Source organism: Parachitinimonas caeni, from assembly GCF_030129945.1.
Classification (GTDB): domain Bacteria; phylum Pseudomonadota; class Gammaproteobacteria; order Burkholderiales; family Chitinimonadaceae; genus Parachitinimonas; species Parachitinimonas caeni.
The window spans coordinates 26,492-39,871 of the sequence record NZ_JARRAF010000040.1; the positions used below are offsets into that span (position 1 = coordinate 26,492).

Consider the following 13,380-nt stretch of genomic DNA (forward strand, 5'->3'; position numbering starts at 1 on the left):
TCACACAAAATCTTTATTTACCAGAAACTTATAAAACAGGGGATTCTTCGCACTCATTGCCATAAAAGGCTCACCTAGCACCCGAAAGCAGGCGGAGAGCCTTAGTCAGACTGTGATTACGGCAGGGCCGTCGTCTATGATGTCATAGTCAACCATGTAGTGATCGGAGTATCGGGCTGCCAAAGCAGCATTCCATAAAAAATGGAAATGGAGAAAATGAAATGAGTGTTCAGCTACGTTCTGCCGATGGATCGGAAATCTCTTTGGCTGGGAGATATTGGTCATTCTTCTTGTGCCTGGCAAAAACCTGCGAATGGAAACCAGCCGGCACAAAGAAGCCCGAAAAATGGGGTTTCTTTAAGCGATGGGATGGAAATTACGAATCAAGCGATGGGCAGCAAGTCACTGACAGCGACGCACGGGAATTTAGCGATGCCCTGAACCGTTGTTATTACAGCAAACACTGCTTTGATATTATGGCAGCGGTAGCAGAGGAAATTGAATCGCAAATTGAAGCCGAGTTTGGCCAGGAAATTCCTGCACATCTACGGATCAACACTTCATCCCTAAGAGATGCACTGGGTGCATTAATGGCAATGTCGCACAAAGGGGGATTTAGAATCTTTTAAAACCTAAGCATAAAAATAGATAGATATAAACAACATAAAACCAACCAGCCATTTATAAACAAAAGCAGTCTCTTTCTATTTTTGACAGACTCTTTGCATATCGTTCGATTACTCTGGCCCACGCCCCATATCGTCGGCGCGGGCCCTCTTGAGCGGGAGTTCTATCAAGCAGCCAGGCAGGCTGGCTGGTGGCTGGCGTCCGGTAGACCCGATGCCCGCTCTACCACCTCCCCCAACACAATCACGGCTGGACTGGCGAGGCGAGCGGTGGCGACGGCGGAGGACAGGTTCGCCAGATCAGTTGTCAGCCAGCGCTGTTGCGGGGTCGAGACCCGGTGGACCACGGCTACCGGCAAGGCGGGGCTGAAGCCGGCGGTCGTCAGTGCCTGCACCAGCTGGTCCAGATCATTCATGCCCATGTAGCAGACCACCGTGAGGCCGGATGCCGCCAAAGCGCGCCAGTCGGGTTGGCTGCCATCGACGGTGTGTGCGGTGACCAGCGCCACGCCGCGGGCGACGCCGCGCCAGGTGAGTGGCAAGCCCAGGCTGGCGCCAACCGCCAAACCGGCCGTAATGCCCGCCATCGCCTCGACTTCGACCCCACGTTCGGCCAGCCAGGCCCATTCTTCGCCACCCCGGCCGAAAATGAAGGGATCACCCCCTTTGACCCGCGCCACCGCCTTGCCCTGGCGGGCATAACGCCACATCAGGCGCAGGATGAAATCTTGCGGGGTGGAGCGGCAGCCGCCGCGCTTGCCCACATAAACAATGCGGGTGCCAGCCGGTGCCAGCACCAGAATTTCGTCGCCGACCAGATCATCGACCAGCCAGACCGTGCAAGCCTGCAACACCCGCAGGGCTTTCAGCGTCAGCAGCTCCACATCGCCGGGGCCGGCACCTACCAGCCAGACTTTGCCTGTTGTGCGCATGGTATTTCTCCTTTGGGTTTTCAATGGGTTAGGCTCTGTTGACGCTCCACCAGCCCGGCAATCTCGCGCAGACAAGAACCACAGCCCGTGCCGCAGCCCAGCTCCGCTTTCAGTCCAGACACGTCCAGACCACGATCGACACCCTGACAGATGGCATCTTCGCGCACACCGATGCAAGCACACACCACCCGGCTGATGCGGGCAGCTGCCCGACCACTGAACAGGCTGGCGAGGCTGATCGGCGCCGTACCGCCATCGGACCATTGCGCCAGTGCGGTGGCGGCACGGGTGTCGGTACACAGCAGCCAGGCGGTCGGCCTGCCGGCGTCCGACAGATTCAACCGGCGCAACACGCTACGGGCCGGGTCGTCGAGGGCCGCATCGGGCTGGGACAGCCCCAGGCTCTGCGCCAATTCCGCCAGTGCCGCCAAGGCTGGCGCCGTGTCGGCAGCCAGACGCAGCCGCCACCCGCCACCCGCTTCTGCCACGGGCACCAGCACGGCATAGGGAAAACGTTGCAACCAGGGCAGCAGACGCTGGCGGGCTTCTGCGGTCGGCTCACCCAGCCAGCCAATGGCCTGCCAACCCAGCTTGGCGGGGGCGATGGCAATGGCGGTGTGTTTGAGTTCGGGTTGTTTCGAATGGGGGTCGAACGCCGGCAGCGTCAGCGCATTCACCCCCTCGCTGGCCACAAAGGCACGCCCCCAGTGCATGGGCAGGAAAGCCAGACCGGGCTTCAGCTGATCGTCCGCCACCACGGGCAGCACCAAGCTGCCACGACGGGATTTGATCCGCGCCAGCTCCCCCTCCGCCAGCCGATAGCGGGCCAGATCGGCAGGATGCAGGCTGAGCACCGGCTCCTCCACATGGCGGATGAGCGCTGGCGCCAAGCCGGTACGCGCCAGGGTGTGCCAGTGGTCACGCAGACGGCCGGTGGTCAGGTGGATTGGATAGTGGGCCGAGGTAGCCTCGGCGACCGGCTGATAGCCGACATCGACAAAGCGGGCGCGGCCGTTGGCGGTAGGAAAGTGGCCATCACCATACAGGCGGGACGTGCCCTGCCCCGCCCGAAACGGCCATTGTTGCGGGCCCAGTTGGTCCAGAGTGGCGTAATCGAGCGCGCTGTAGTCGAGATCGCGCCCGGCCGTGGTAGCTACATGCTCGGCAAAGACGTCGGCCGGGCTGGCGTAAGCAAAATTCGTTATCTGGGTAGGCGCCAGCCGGGCGGCCAGCTTCTGCGCCACGGCCGCTGCCAGCTGCCAATCGGGCAAGGCATCACCGGGTGGAGCGATGGCCGCCCGCACCCGGCTGATACGGCGTTCGCTATTGGTCTGGGTGCCGTCTTTTTCCGGCCAGGTGGCGGCGGGCAACACAATGTCGGCAAAGGCCAGCGTCTCGATGTCGGCAAAGGCTTCCTGCACAATCACCAGCTCCGCCCGCTCCAGCGCCGCCCGCACCTTGGCCTGGTCGGGCAGGCTGGACGCCGGGTTGGTGGCGGCAATCCACAACGCCTTAACCTTGCCTGTCGCAGCCGCATCAAATAACTCGATCGCCGTCAGGCCCGGCTGCACGGGCAAGCCCGCCACACCCCAAAGCGCTGCCACCTCTGCGCGGTGGTCGGCATTGGCCGGGTCGCGATGACCGGGCAGCAGCGTCGCCATACCACCGGCTTCACGCCCGCCCATGGCGTTCGGTTGGCCAGTCAGCGAAAACGGCCCTGCCCCCGGTTTGCCGATCTGGCCGGTAGCCAGATGCAGGTGGATCAAGGCCACATTCTTGGCGGTGCCGCTGCTCGACTGGTTGAGACCCATCGTATACAGCGACAACGCCGCACCGGCCTGCCCAAACCAGCGGGCCGCCTGCACGATGTCGTCTGCCGGCACCCCACAGACGTCAGCAGCGGCCTTGGGGGTGAATTCATGCACCCGTGCCTTCAGGGCGGCAAAACCTTCGGTGTGGCGGGCGATGTAGTCGTTATCGACCCACCCCTCCCAGATCAGCACATTCAGCATGGCGTGGAACAGCGCCACATCGCTGCCGGGAGCAATGGCCAGATGCAGGTCGGCCAGATGGGCGGTGTCGGTCCGGCGCGGGTCGATAACAATCACCCGCATCTGTGGCCGTCGCGCCTTGGCCGCTTCCAGCCGGCGGAACAGCACCGGATGGGCATAGGCCATATTCGAGCCGGCAATCAGCACACAGTCGGCGTGGTCGAGGTCGTCGTAACAAGCGGGTGGCGCGTCGGCGCCCAGGGTCTGCTTATAGCCGGTTACCGCGCTCGACATGCATAGCCGTGAATTGGTATCGAGGTTATTGGTGCCTACCAAACCACGCGCCAGCTTGTTGAAAACGGCGTAGTCCTCGGTCAGCAACTGACCGGATAGATAAAACCCCACCGCATCCGGCCCATGCCGTTCGATGATGCCCGCCAGCCGATCGGCCACCTGCGAAATCGCCAGCTCGCGCTCAACCGGCTGCAAGGCCGCGCCGCGTGCCGGCCGCAACATCGCTTGCAAGACCCGGCGGTTGTCATGCCGTACCGTGTCGCCCAAAGCCCGGCCCTTGCTGCATAGCTGGCCAAAATTGGCGGGGTGATGCGCATCCCCCACCACCGACACCACCCGTCCGGCCTCGGCCGTCACCTGCACGCCACAGCCGGTACCGCAATAGCAGCAGACCGACGCCACGCTACGGCGCTCGTCTACCAGAGGAATCCGCTTGGCGCTCATGCTCATTACTCCCCGGCGTCAGCAGGCGTGGTCGCAGGTGGCAACCGCCTGCGGCAGGGCCAGGTAGACGGTGCCGGCCTCCAGCCGCACCGGGATATGCCCGGCGCAGCCTTCGTCGGGCCCTTGGGCCTCGCCACTATCGAGGGCGATCACCCAGTTATGCAGCGGGCAGGTCACCGCCCGGCCATGCACCACCCCTTGCGACAAGGGCCCGCCCTTGTGCGGGCATTTGTCGATCAGAGCAAAAATCTGATTGTCCACGGTGCGAAACACGGCAATATCATCCGCCCCCGCCCGCTTCACCACCCGCGCCCCTTGCGCCGGAATGTCGTCGATCTGGCAAATGGCTTTCCAGTCTTGTTGCATGGTGATTCCTTTCATATGACCAGTTCTGGTCTTGACCCATATCGAGCGCAGCCGCCGACACGTGGCGCTACTGCTGCCAGGCCGCGAATACAAACAAACTTCAACTACGTAGAGCCCATACCCGCGCTATCAATCAGGGTGCCGAAGGCACTTAAACAAGAACAAGGCCCCTCACAGGTCACCCTGCCAGCACCTCAAATTCATGCTTATCCACCCCCTGCTTGGTCCGCTCCAGCCATGGGTCCTGTTCAAAGCTCAAGGCATAGCGCAGGCGGGCATACAGCTCGGCCCGGCCGTCGGCATCGTCCACCACCCTTTGCTTGATGTGTTCGAGCCCAACCCGATGCAGGTAATGCACCGTGCGCTCCAGATAGAACGCCTCTTCGCGATACAGCTGCAGAAACGCGCCGCTGTATTCGAGTACCTCATCGTGGCTGGTCACCTTGCACAGAAACTGCGCCACTTCGGTCTTGATGCCGCCATTGCCGCCGATATACAGCTCCCAACCCGAATCAACACCGATCACCCCCACATCCTTGATGCCGGCTTCGGCACAGTTGCGCGGGCAGCCCGACACCGCCAGCTTGACCTTGGCCGGGCTCCACATGCCGAACAGGTCTTTTTCGAGGTCGATGCCCATCTGGGTCGAGTTCTGCGTGCCAAAGCGGCAGAACTCACTGCCGACGCAGGTCTTTACCGTGCGTAGCGATTTGCCATAGGCGTGGCCGGACGGCATGTCGAGTTCAGCCCAGACCTTGGGCAGGTCTTCTTTTTTTACGCCCAGCAGGTCGATACGCTGGCCGCCCGTCACCTTCACCATCGGGATCTGATACTTGTCGGCGACATCGGCAATCCGGCGCAGCTCGGAGGGATTGGTGACGCCGCCCCACATGCGCGGCACCACCGAATAAGTGCCGTCTTTCTGGATATTGGCGTGAACCCGCTCGTTGATCAGGCGCGAGCGTGAGTCGTCGCGGGCTTCGCCGGGCCAGGTCGAGATCAGGTAGTAATTGAGCGCGGGCCGGCAGGTGGCGCAGCCATCGGGCGTGCGCCAATTCAGGTAGCGCATCACGGCTGGAATGCTGATCAGATGCTGTTCGCGGATCGCCTGCCGCACGGCGGCGTGGTTGTGATCGGTGCAGCCGCACACGGGCTTTTCCGACTTCGGCTTCACGTCGGCTGCCCCGCCGACACAGTTGATGAGAATCTGCTCGACCAGCCCGCTGCACGAGCCACACGAGCTGGCCGCCTTGGTGTGCTGCTTGATGCCGTCGACCGTAAACAGGCCCTTGTCGCGGATCGCCTTGACGATGGTGCCCTTGCACACACCATTGCAACCGCAGACTTCGGCCGAATCCGGCATGGTGGCAGCCCGGTTTTCGCCAGCGTGGCCCACATCGCCGACCGCGCTTTCGCCAAACATCAGCTGATCGCGGATCTCGTGAATCGGCTTGCCTTCACGAATCAGCCGGAAGTACCAGGCGCCATCGCTGGTATCGCCATACAGGCAGGCGCCGACCAGCCGGTCGCCCTTCACCACCAGCTTCTTGTAAACCCCACCCACCGGGTCGGCCAGCGTGATCGCCTCGGTGCCTTCGCTGCCCATGAAGTCGCCGGCCGAGAACAGGTCGATGCCCGTCACCTTGAGCTTGGTGGAAGTCACGCTGCCTTCGTAGCGGCCGATGCCGTAATTGGCGAGGTGATTAGCCGCCACCCTGGCCTGCTCGAACAGCGGCGCCACCAGCCCATAAGCAATGCCGCGATGGCTGACGCACTCGCCCACGGCGTAGATACGTGGGTCGTAAGTCTGCATGGTGTCGGACACCACCACGCCCCGGTTGCAATAAATACCGGCACTTTCAGCCAGCGTAGTATTGGGGCGGATGCCTACCGCCATCACCACCAGCTCGGCCGGAATCTCGTTGCCATCCTTGAACCGTATGGCCCGCACCGCGCCGTGCTCATCGCCCAGCAGCGCTTCAGTCTGCTTTTCCAGCAGAAAGCTGAGCTGGCGGGTTTCCAGATTGCGTTGCAGCAGCTTGGCGGCAGAGGGGTCGAGCTGGCGTTCCAGCAACCAGCTCGACAGATGCACTACGGATACCTGCATGCCACGTGCCGCCAACCCGTTGGCCGCTTCCAGCCCCAGCAGTCCACCGCCGATTACCACCGCATGCCGCTTGGTTTGCGCGGCTTCGATCATCCGGTTGACGTCGTAGATGTCGCGGAAGGTAATCACGCCATCGAGGTCTTTGCCCGGCACCGGCAGGATGAAGGGGTTGGAGCCGGTCGCCAGCAGCAGGCGGTCGTATTCGGCCACTGTGCCGTCTTCCGCAAGCACTTCGCGCCGCACCCGGTCGATCTTCACGACCTTTTTGTTCAGGTGGAGGGTGATGCCGTGTTCGGCATACCAGTCCACGTCGTTGAGCATGATGTCCTTGAAGCTTTGCTCGCCGGTCAATACGGGTGAGAGCAGGATGCGGTTGTAATTGGCATGCGGCTCGGCACCGAACACGGTGATGTCGTATTGGCCAGAGGCCAGTTTGAGCAGTTCTTCAAGGGTACGGACCCCGGCCATGCCGTTGCCGACCATGACGAGTTTTTGAGGCTTCATGTGGATGTCTCCTGGCTCAGTGGTTGGGAAGGTGGGTATACCAATTCCCATCTACCCTGGGTTTTAACGCCATCCAGTGCGTGATTTGGGGGCAGGATTCACCACACTCCCAAGCCACCGCACTGCAAGGCGCAAAAAAACTCAGCATCTTCTTTGTTCTCAAATGTAGAGATTCCAGTTAAGCGCCTGCGGCGCGGCATTTAGGTGCGGGGGGTGCCCCGCAGGCACCTTCCTTTCTTTGCATCGCCAAAGAAAGGAAGCAAAGAAAGGCGACCCAGCTTCACCGCCCTTACGGGTTCCCTGTGCTCCTCGCCCTGCGTGGCCGGTGCGTAAACTCGCCCGGCCTGCGGCCGGACTCAGACAAACGCCCCGGACACCCCCACTCCGGTCTGCGGTGCTCGGCGGTTCAGATGGGAGGGGATGCATAACAACCCTTTTCGGGCTGAAGTCATGGCAAACGAAGGGGTTGAGGTACCTGCTGACTTCGCTACAGCGAGCCCCTTTCGCCCTCTGAGCCGCCGAGGGCCGGGACACTGGGCGGGGGAAGTCGGCGGCAGCCTGTCTGAGCCCGGCCGTAGGACGGGCGAGTTCTGCCGACGCCCGACCAGTGGCCCAGACCGAGGGAAGTTGCGCAGCAACCGGCGAAGTGGGCTCGCCTTTCTTTGCCTTCTTTCTTTGGCGAAGCAAAGAAAGAAGGGCGCATGCGGGGCGCACCCCGCTCCCAAACCACCGCGCCGTAGGGCGCTGAAAACGGCTATCAACAACCATCCCCATCACCTCAACAACAACCAATACAAAAACAGCAGATTCAACCCCAGCGAACCCAGAGCTACGCCCCGCCACACCCGCAAGGGCGCCCGCTCGGCCCAAGGGGTGTGCCGACGCACACTCAAGGGACGGGCCTCGCCGTGTTCCAGCGCCAACAACAACTCCTCGGCCGTCTCGAAACGGCGGGCGGGGTCTTTATCGATGGCTTTGAGCAACACCGACTCCAGCCAGCCCGGCAGATCGGGCCGGTAACGACTGGGCAAGGTCGGCGCACCAAATTGCGGGCGCTGAAAAGCCTCGACCTCGCCATAGGGAAAACGGCCCGTCAGCAACCAGTACAGCGTCACGCCGACGGCATAGAGATCGGACTGCGGGCTGGCTTCGGCCCCCGCAAACAATTCGGGCGCCATATAGCTGGGCGTACCGGGGGTGAAGGGTCGGTGGGTCAGGCCGGGGCAGTGCGCCACGCCCAGATCCAGCAGACGCAGCTTGCCGTCCGCCCCCCAGTGCAGGTTGTCGGGTTTGATGTCGCGATGGACGATATTGAGCCGATGCAACTGGCCCAGTGCCCGGGCCAGACGCAGGCCGATGGCGACGCCTTCATCGGCCGACATCGGCTCGGACCGCTGCCGGCGGTGGGTCAACGTCTCGCCCTCGTACCAGCGCAACAGGTAGTACAGATGCTGGCGGGCGACACCGGCTTTCACCTCGGCAAAGTGCGGCGGTGACAGCCGCTTCTGCAGCCACTCTTCCACCAACAGGGCCTGCGCGGCGTCGGCATCCCCTTCCAGCGTCGGTGGCAGGGTTTTCATCACCCAAGCCAGGCCGTGATCATCCCGCACCCGGTAGGCCAGGCTGCCCGGCGAATCGGCCAGGACCGTTTCAATTTGCAGGGCTTCAAAGCGCTGGCCGGGCTTGAGGCGGGGCGGCAGCGGCAGACAGTTGCCACGCGCCAGCTCATCACCCAGATTGGCGGCCGGCAGGCCATCCACCCGCACCACCAGGGCACTCAGATTGTCACGGGCGCCCGCCTCCAGTGCGGCAGCCAGCAGGGCATCGCAGGCATGCTGTGGCTCGGGCTGGTTGCGCAGCAGTTCGCCGATATGCATGTCGGGCAAGCTGGTCCAGACGCCATCGCTCGCCAGTAGAAAAACATCCCCTTCGGCCGAGTCGCCGTCGCAGAAATCCACCACCAGATGTTCATCCAGCCCCAGCGCCCGCTTCAGCACATGGCGCATGGTGGCTTCTTCCCACACATGCTCCACCGTCAATCGGGCCAGTCGGCCAGCTGACAGCCGATACAGGCGACAGTCGCCGACATGCGCCACCGTAAAGCGACGGCCGCGCAGCACCAGTGTGGTCAGGGCCGCCAGCAAGGGTTTGCCCTGCGCACGCAGCCAGCGGTTATGGGCGTTCAACAGCCGGTCCAACGCGGTGGCGACCTCCCAGGTTTCGGGCGTGGCGTAGTAATCCGCCGCCACCGCCCGCACACTGCTGGTGGCCGCCAGCCGGCCATCAGCACAGCCGGAGACGCCATCGGCCAAGGCAAACAGCGCGCCTTTGCCCAGCAGCTGCGCGGCATCCGGCGTGACGCAGGCCAGTGCATCTTCATTGCGCTCGGCTTTGCCGGCGCTGCTGGCGGAACCGATGGTGAGCGCGAGGGTCATGGGTGTGGTTTCTTTTCTTTGAACATCATCTTGGTGCTCACTTGTAGCGATTTCAGTTCAGCGCCGCAGGGCAGTACAAATCTGAACCCCATTCTGGTTCTCAACTAATGAATTCCGGTTAAGCGCCTTACGGCGCGGTATTTAGGTGCGGGGGGTGCCCCGCAGGCACCTTCCTTTCTTTGTCTCGCCAAAGAAAGGAAGCATCGAGGCGCGATCCCGCTGCGCCGGTTGCTACGCAACTTCCCTCGGTCCGGGCCACTGGCCGGGCGTCGGCAGAACTCGCCCGTCCTGCGGCCGCGCTCAAACAGGCTGCCGCCGACTTCCCCCGCCCAGTGTCCCGGCCCTCGGCGGCTTAGAGGGCAGTAGGGGCTCGCTGTGGTTAGAGCTGTGGTCGGCCTCAAACTGCAAACCGCTGTGAGCACACTCAATCTCTTCGCACGCCATGACTTCAGTCCCAAAACGGTTGCTATGCGCCCCCCTCCCATCTGAACCGCCGAGCACCGCAGACCGGCGTGGGGTCGTCCGGGGCGTTTGTCTGAGTCCGGCCGCAGGGCGGGCGAGTTTACGCACCGGCCACGCAGGGCGAGGAGCGCAGGGGACCCGAAGGGCGGTGAAGCTGGGTCGTCTTTCTTTGCCTTCTTTCTTTGACGAAGCAAAGAAAGAAGGGCGCATGCGGGGCGCCCCCCGCTCCCAAACCAACGCGCCATAGGGCGCTGAAAAACTCCGCATCACCCTGGCTCCAGCCATGTGCCTAGCCAGAGCAGATAAGCAGCCCCCCCCTCACACCCTCGCCCCCGCAACCGCCGCCGCCCCCCACGTCGTCCGCCAGCGCAGCTTGACGCCATACAGCCCCAACCACGCCACCAGACCCATACTGGCGAACAACCACAGCCCCAGCTGATAACTACCCGTCGCCTGCTTGACCGCGCCCAGACCCGCTGCAAGCAGGAACCCCCCCACGCCACCCGCCATGCCGATCAAGCCCGTCATCACGCCGATTTCCTTACGAAAGCGCTGTGGCACCAGCTGGAACACCGCGCCGTTCCCACAACCGAGTGCCAGCATGGCGCCCACGAACAAGGCCAGCGCGGCATAGGCGTTGGGTAGATTCAGCCCTACCACCCCCAGCAAGACCCCGGCGGCGGTGTACACCCCCAGCAGGGTCCGCACACCGCCGATGCGGTCAGCCAATGCGCCGCCCAGCGGACGCATCATCGAACCCGCAAACACACAGGCAGCCGTGTAATAGCCGGCGGTGATGGCGCTGAGGCCATACTGATCGTGAAAGTAACCGGGCAAGGCGCTGGCAAGACCCGCAAAGCCGCCGAAGGTGACGCAGTAGAAGAACATGAACCACCAGCTATCCTTGTCACCCAGTACCCGCAGGTAGTCGGCAATCGCCTTGGGGGCAGGACGTTCCGGTGCATTTTTTGCCAGCAGGCAGAAGGCAATGAACACGATAGCCAGCGGGATCACGGCAAAGCCGAATACGTTCTGCCAGCCAAAGGCGGCCGCCAGACCGGGCGCCAGCAAGGCGGCGAATACCGTGCCCGAGTTGCCGGCACCGGCTATCCCCATCGCCGTGCCTTGGTGCTGTGGTGGATACCATTGCGACGCCAAAGGCAGCGCCACCGCGAAGGAAGCCCCTGCCACCCCCAGAAACAGCCCCAGCAGCAAGGCTTGTTCGAGCGAATGAATGCCGAAATACCAGGCCGCACCCAGCGCCAGCATGACCACCACCTGCCCCAGAATGCCGGCTAGTTTGGGCGAAAGCCGATCTACCAGCAGGCCCATACCAAAGCGCAGAAAGGCACCCGCAAGAATCGGGGTCGCCACCATCAAGCCGCGCTGCTGAGGTGTCAGATGCAGATCTGCCGCGATCTGAATCGCCAGCGGTCCCAGCACATACCAGACCATGAAACTCAGATCGAAATACAGAAACGCTGCCAGCAAGGTCGGCCAATGGCCGGCTTTCCAGAAATCCCTGTTCATAGGTTTGCTCCTATCGGTATGGATTGAGAGTTGAGACACATGAAAAAGGGGCCAGGCCATCAGCTGGTGACGGCAGGCTCGGGTTCAGACCAGTGATGCCCTGCCCAGACCCTGCCATCGACCAGAGTGGAAGTGCGCATGCCAGCAGCGGGCACTGACACCCCAGACAGTGCGGCTGCCGAGCGATAGAGCGCGGTCTGCTGCAGTCTGCTGACTTCCGTCAGCGGGTCGATTGCGCCCCGGATCAGCCCCCAGCGCCGAAACTGGTCGATGAACCACAAACCATCGGATAGCCAGGGAAAGTTCACCTGCCCGTGGTCGAAAAAGCACAAGGGATGGGCGTCGTGCCACTGCCGGCCCAGGCCATCCTGATAACGCCCCATGAAACGATCTGCAATGATCTGGCGGGGCAGCCCGATCACTTCCGGAGCGGCCAGCATGTCAATCACATGGTCCGGGTCGGATTGCTCATCCAACCAGCGACAGCTATCGAGTACCGCCGCCATCAAGGCGCGGGCGGTGTGGCGATGACCCGCCAGCCACGATGCGCAGACCCCCAGTACTTTTTCCGGGTGATCCGGCCAGATGGCCTGGGAAGTCGTCACGGTAAAACCGGCATTGCCGGCAATGGCCAGCGCGTTCCAGGGCTCGCCGGCACAGAAGCCCTGGATCTGCCCGGCCTGCAGGGCCGCCACCATGCGCTGGGGCGGCAAGGCAATCAGATCGAGGTCTTGCAGGGGGTGGATACCCTGAGCTGCCAGCCAGTAGCACAGCCACATAGCATGGGTACCGGTGGTGGCGGTATGAGCCAGGGTGGGCCGCGCCCCCGAGCGCAATAGTGCTTTCAGCGATGGGCCATCACATACCCCCTGCTCGGCCAGACGGTTGGCCAGCGTAATCGCCTGACCATTGCGATTAAGGCCCATCAGCACGGCCATGGGCGTCGCTGGGCAGCCAATGCCCAGATGGCTGCCGTAAATCAGGCCATACAGGGCGTGTGCGGCATCCAGCTGGCCTGTAACGAGCCCATCGCGCAGCTGTGCCCAGGATGCTTGCTGCACCGGCTCAATCTCGATGCCGTACTTGCAGTCGAAGCCCAGTTCGGCCGCCAGCAAAACCGGCGCGCAGTCGGCAAGCGGGATATACCCGACTCTCACCCGTGCTTTCTCAGGCTGCTGGCGATTCAAGTCAGACAGGTCGATGTCGATTGCCACGACAATCCCTTTCGCGTTTTACAGGCCAAAAAAAAGCGTCCGTTACCCGAGCGTTCTGCTCGGATAACGGACGCCGTTGTCCGTCAACCCATGTGAAACCGGTTCAAGTCATGAACAGATTTCCACACCACGAACTCTGTTGGCCCACGCCTTTGTGGTTACCTAATCGAGTCAGATCGAATCAGAGGTCTATTCCCACCGCCATTGGCAGGAAGGGTTACCGCATTACCTATGCAATTGCTGTGCCAGCTAGGCTCTGTTGACGTTTTGTTTCCGGTCGCGCCGGGCCGAGTTTTGGGGCAGGGTGAGGCAGGGTGAGAGAGGTTTAGCGAGCTAAATAAGCGAACCCTAACGACGCCATGCCCCAAAAATCGACCCGGCCCGGAGGGTTTCGCCGGATTTGGGCCTGCTGCCGCGTAAAAAATCGCTTGCTTAGCCCACAAAACCGCGCGCATTTTTACATGCAAAAGGCCCC

At 62.5% G+C, this 13,380-nt stretch carries 8 protein-coding genes; 1 reads left to right on the top strand and 7 read right to left on the bottom strand.

Annotated features, from left to right (window positions below):
- The first annotated feature begins 221 nt into the window (after positions 1 to 221).
- Entirely contained in the window at positions 222 to 629 is a 408-nt protein-coding gene (locus PZA18_RS21050; protein WP_284102854.1) for a hypothetical protein, read from the top strand.
- A 164-nt stretch (positions 630 to 793) separates the two neighbouring features.
- Here PZA18_RS21050 and cobA read toward each other — a convergent pair whose 3' ends face one another.
- The 7 genes from cobA to PZA18_RS21085 all read right to left on the bottom strand — a co-directional run bounded on the left by cobA (position 794) and on the right by PZA18_RS21085 (position 12,905).
- Positions 794 to 1,558: a uroporphyrinogen-III C-methyltransferase gene (gene cobA, locus PZA18_RS21055; protein ID WP_284102855.1), complete on the bottom strand. Its 765-nt coding sequence runs from the start codon at positions 1,556 to 1,558 to the stop codon at positions 794 to 796.
- 20 nt (positions 1,559 to 1,578) lie between these two features.
- Positions 1,579 to 4,287 (bottom strand): nitrate reductase, encoded by a 2,709-nt coding sequence (locus PZA18_RS21060; protein WP_308447439.1) that lies wholly within the window; start codon positions 4,285 to 4,287, stop codon positions 1,579 to 1,581.
- Positions 4,288 to 4,305: 18 nt separating this feature from the next.
- Positions 4,306 to 4,653, bottom strand: coding sequence for a nitrite reductase small subunit NirD (gene nirD / locus PZA18_RS21065; RefSeq protein ID WP_284102857.1), 348 nt, complete (start codon positions 4,651 to 4,653; stop codon positions 4,306 to 4,308).
- A 178-nt stretch (positions 4,654 to 4,831) separates the two neighbouring features.
- The gene (gene nirB / locus PZA18_RS21070) at positions 4,832 to 7,264 is read right to left on the bottom strand and encodes a nitrite reductase large subunit NirB (RefSeq protein WP_284102858.1); all 2,433 of its coding nucleotides are present in this window, start codon (positions 7,262 to 7,264) and stop codon (positions 4,832 to 4,834) included.
- A 773-nt stretch (positions 7,265 to 8,037) separates the two neighbouring features.
- On the bottom strand, positions 8,038 to 9,699 hold the full coding sequence (locus tag PZA18_RS21075; protein ID WP_284102859.1) for a bifunctional protein-serine/threonine kinase/phosphatase: 1,662 nt from the start codon (positions 9,697 to 9,699) through the stop codon (positions 8,038 to 8,040).
- Between the two features lie 780 nt (positions 9,700 to 10,479).
- Positions 10,480 to 11,691 carry a nitrate/nitrite transporter gene (locus PZA18_RS21080; RefSeq protein ID WP_284102860.1) on the bottom strand — a complete coding sequence of 404 codons (1,212 nt, stop codon included), beginning with the start codon at positions 11,689 to 11,691 and terminating at the stop codon, positions 10,480 to 10,482.
- Between the two features lie 59 nt (positions 11,692 to 11,750).
- Entirely contained in the window at positions 11,751 to 12,905 is a 1,155-nt protein-coding gene (locus tag PZA18_RS21085; protein ID WP_284102861.1) for a CmpA/NrtA family ABC transporter substrate-binding protein, read from the bottom strand.
- Between the last annotated feature and the right edge of the window lie 475 nt (positions 12,906 to 13,380).

Excerpts from the sequence above, each read along its gene's own strand:
- PZA18_RS21050 (WP_284102854.1), top strand. The coding sequence starts at position 222 with ATGAGTGTTCAGCTACGTTCTGCCGATGGATCGGAAATCTCTTTGGCT.
- cobA (WP_284102855.1), bottom strand. The coding sequence starts at position 1,558 with ATGCGCACAACAGGCAAAGTCTGGCTGGTAGGTGCCGGCCCCGGCGAT.
- PZA18_RS21060 (WP_308447439.1), bottom strand. The coding sequence starts at position 4,287 with ATGAGCGCCAAGCGGATTCCTCTGGTAGACGAGCGCCGTAGCGTGGCG.
- nirD (WP_284102857.1), bottom strand. The coding sequence starts at position 4,653 with ATGCAACAAGACTGGAAAGCCATTTGCCAGATCGACGACATTCCGGCG.
- nirB (WP_284102858.1), bottom strand. The coding sequence starts at position 7,264 with ATGAAGCCTCAAAAACTCGTCATGGTCGGCAACGGCATGGCCGGGGTC.
- PZA18_RS21075 (WP_284102859.1), bottom strand. The coding sequence starts at position 9,699 with ATGACCCTCGCGCTCACCATCGGTTCCGCCAGCAGCGCCGGCAAAGCC.
- PZA18_RS21080 (WP_284102860.1), bottom strand. The coding sequence starts at position 11,691 with ATGAACAGGGATTTCTGGAAAGCCGGCCATTGGCCGACCTTGCTGGCA.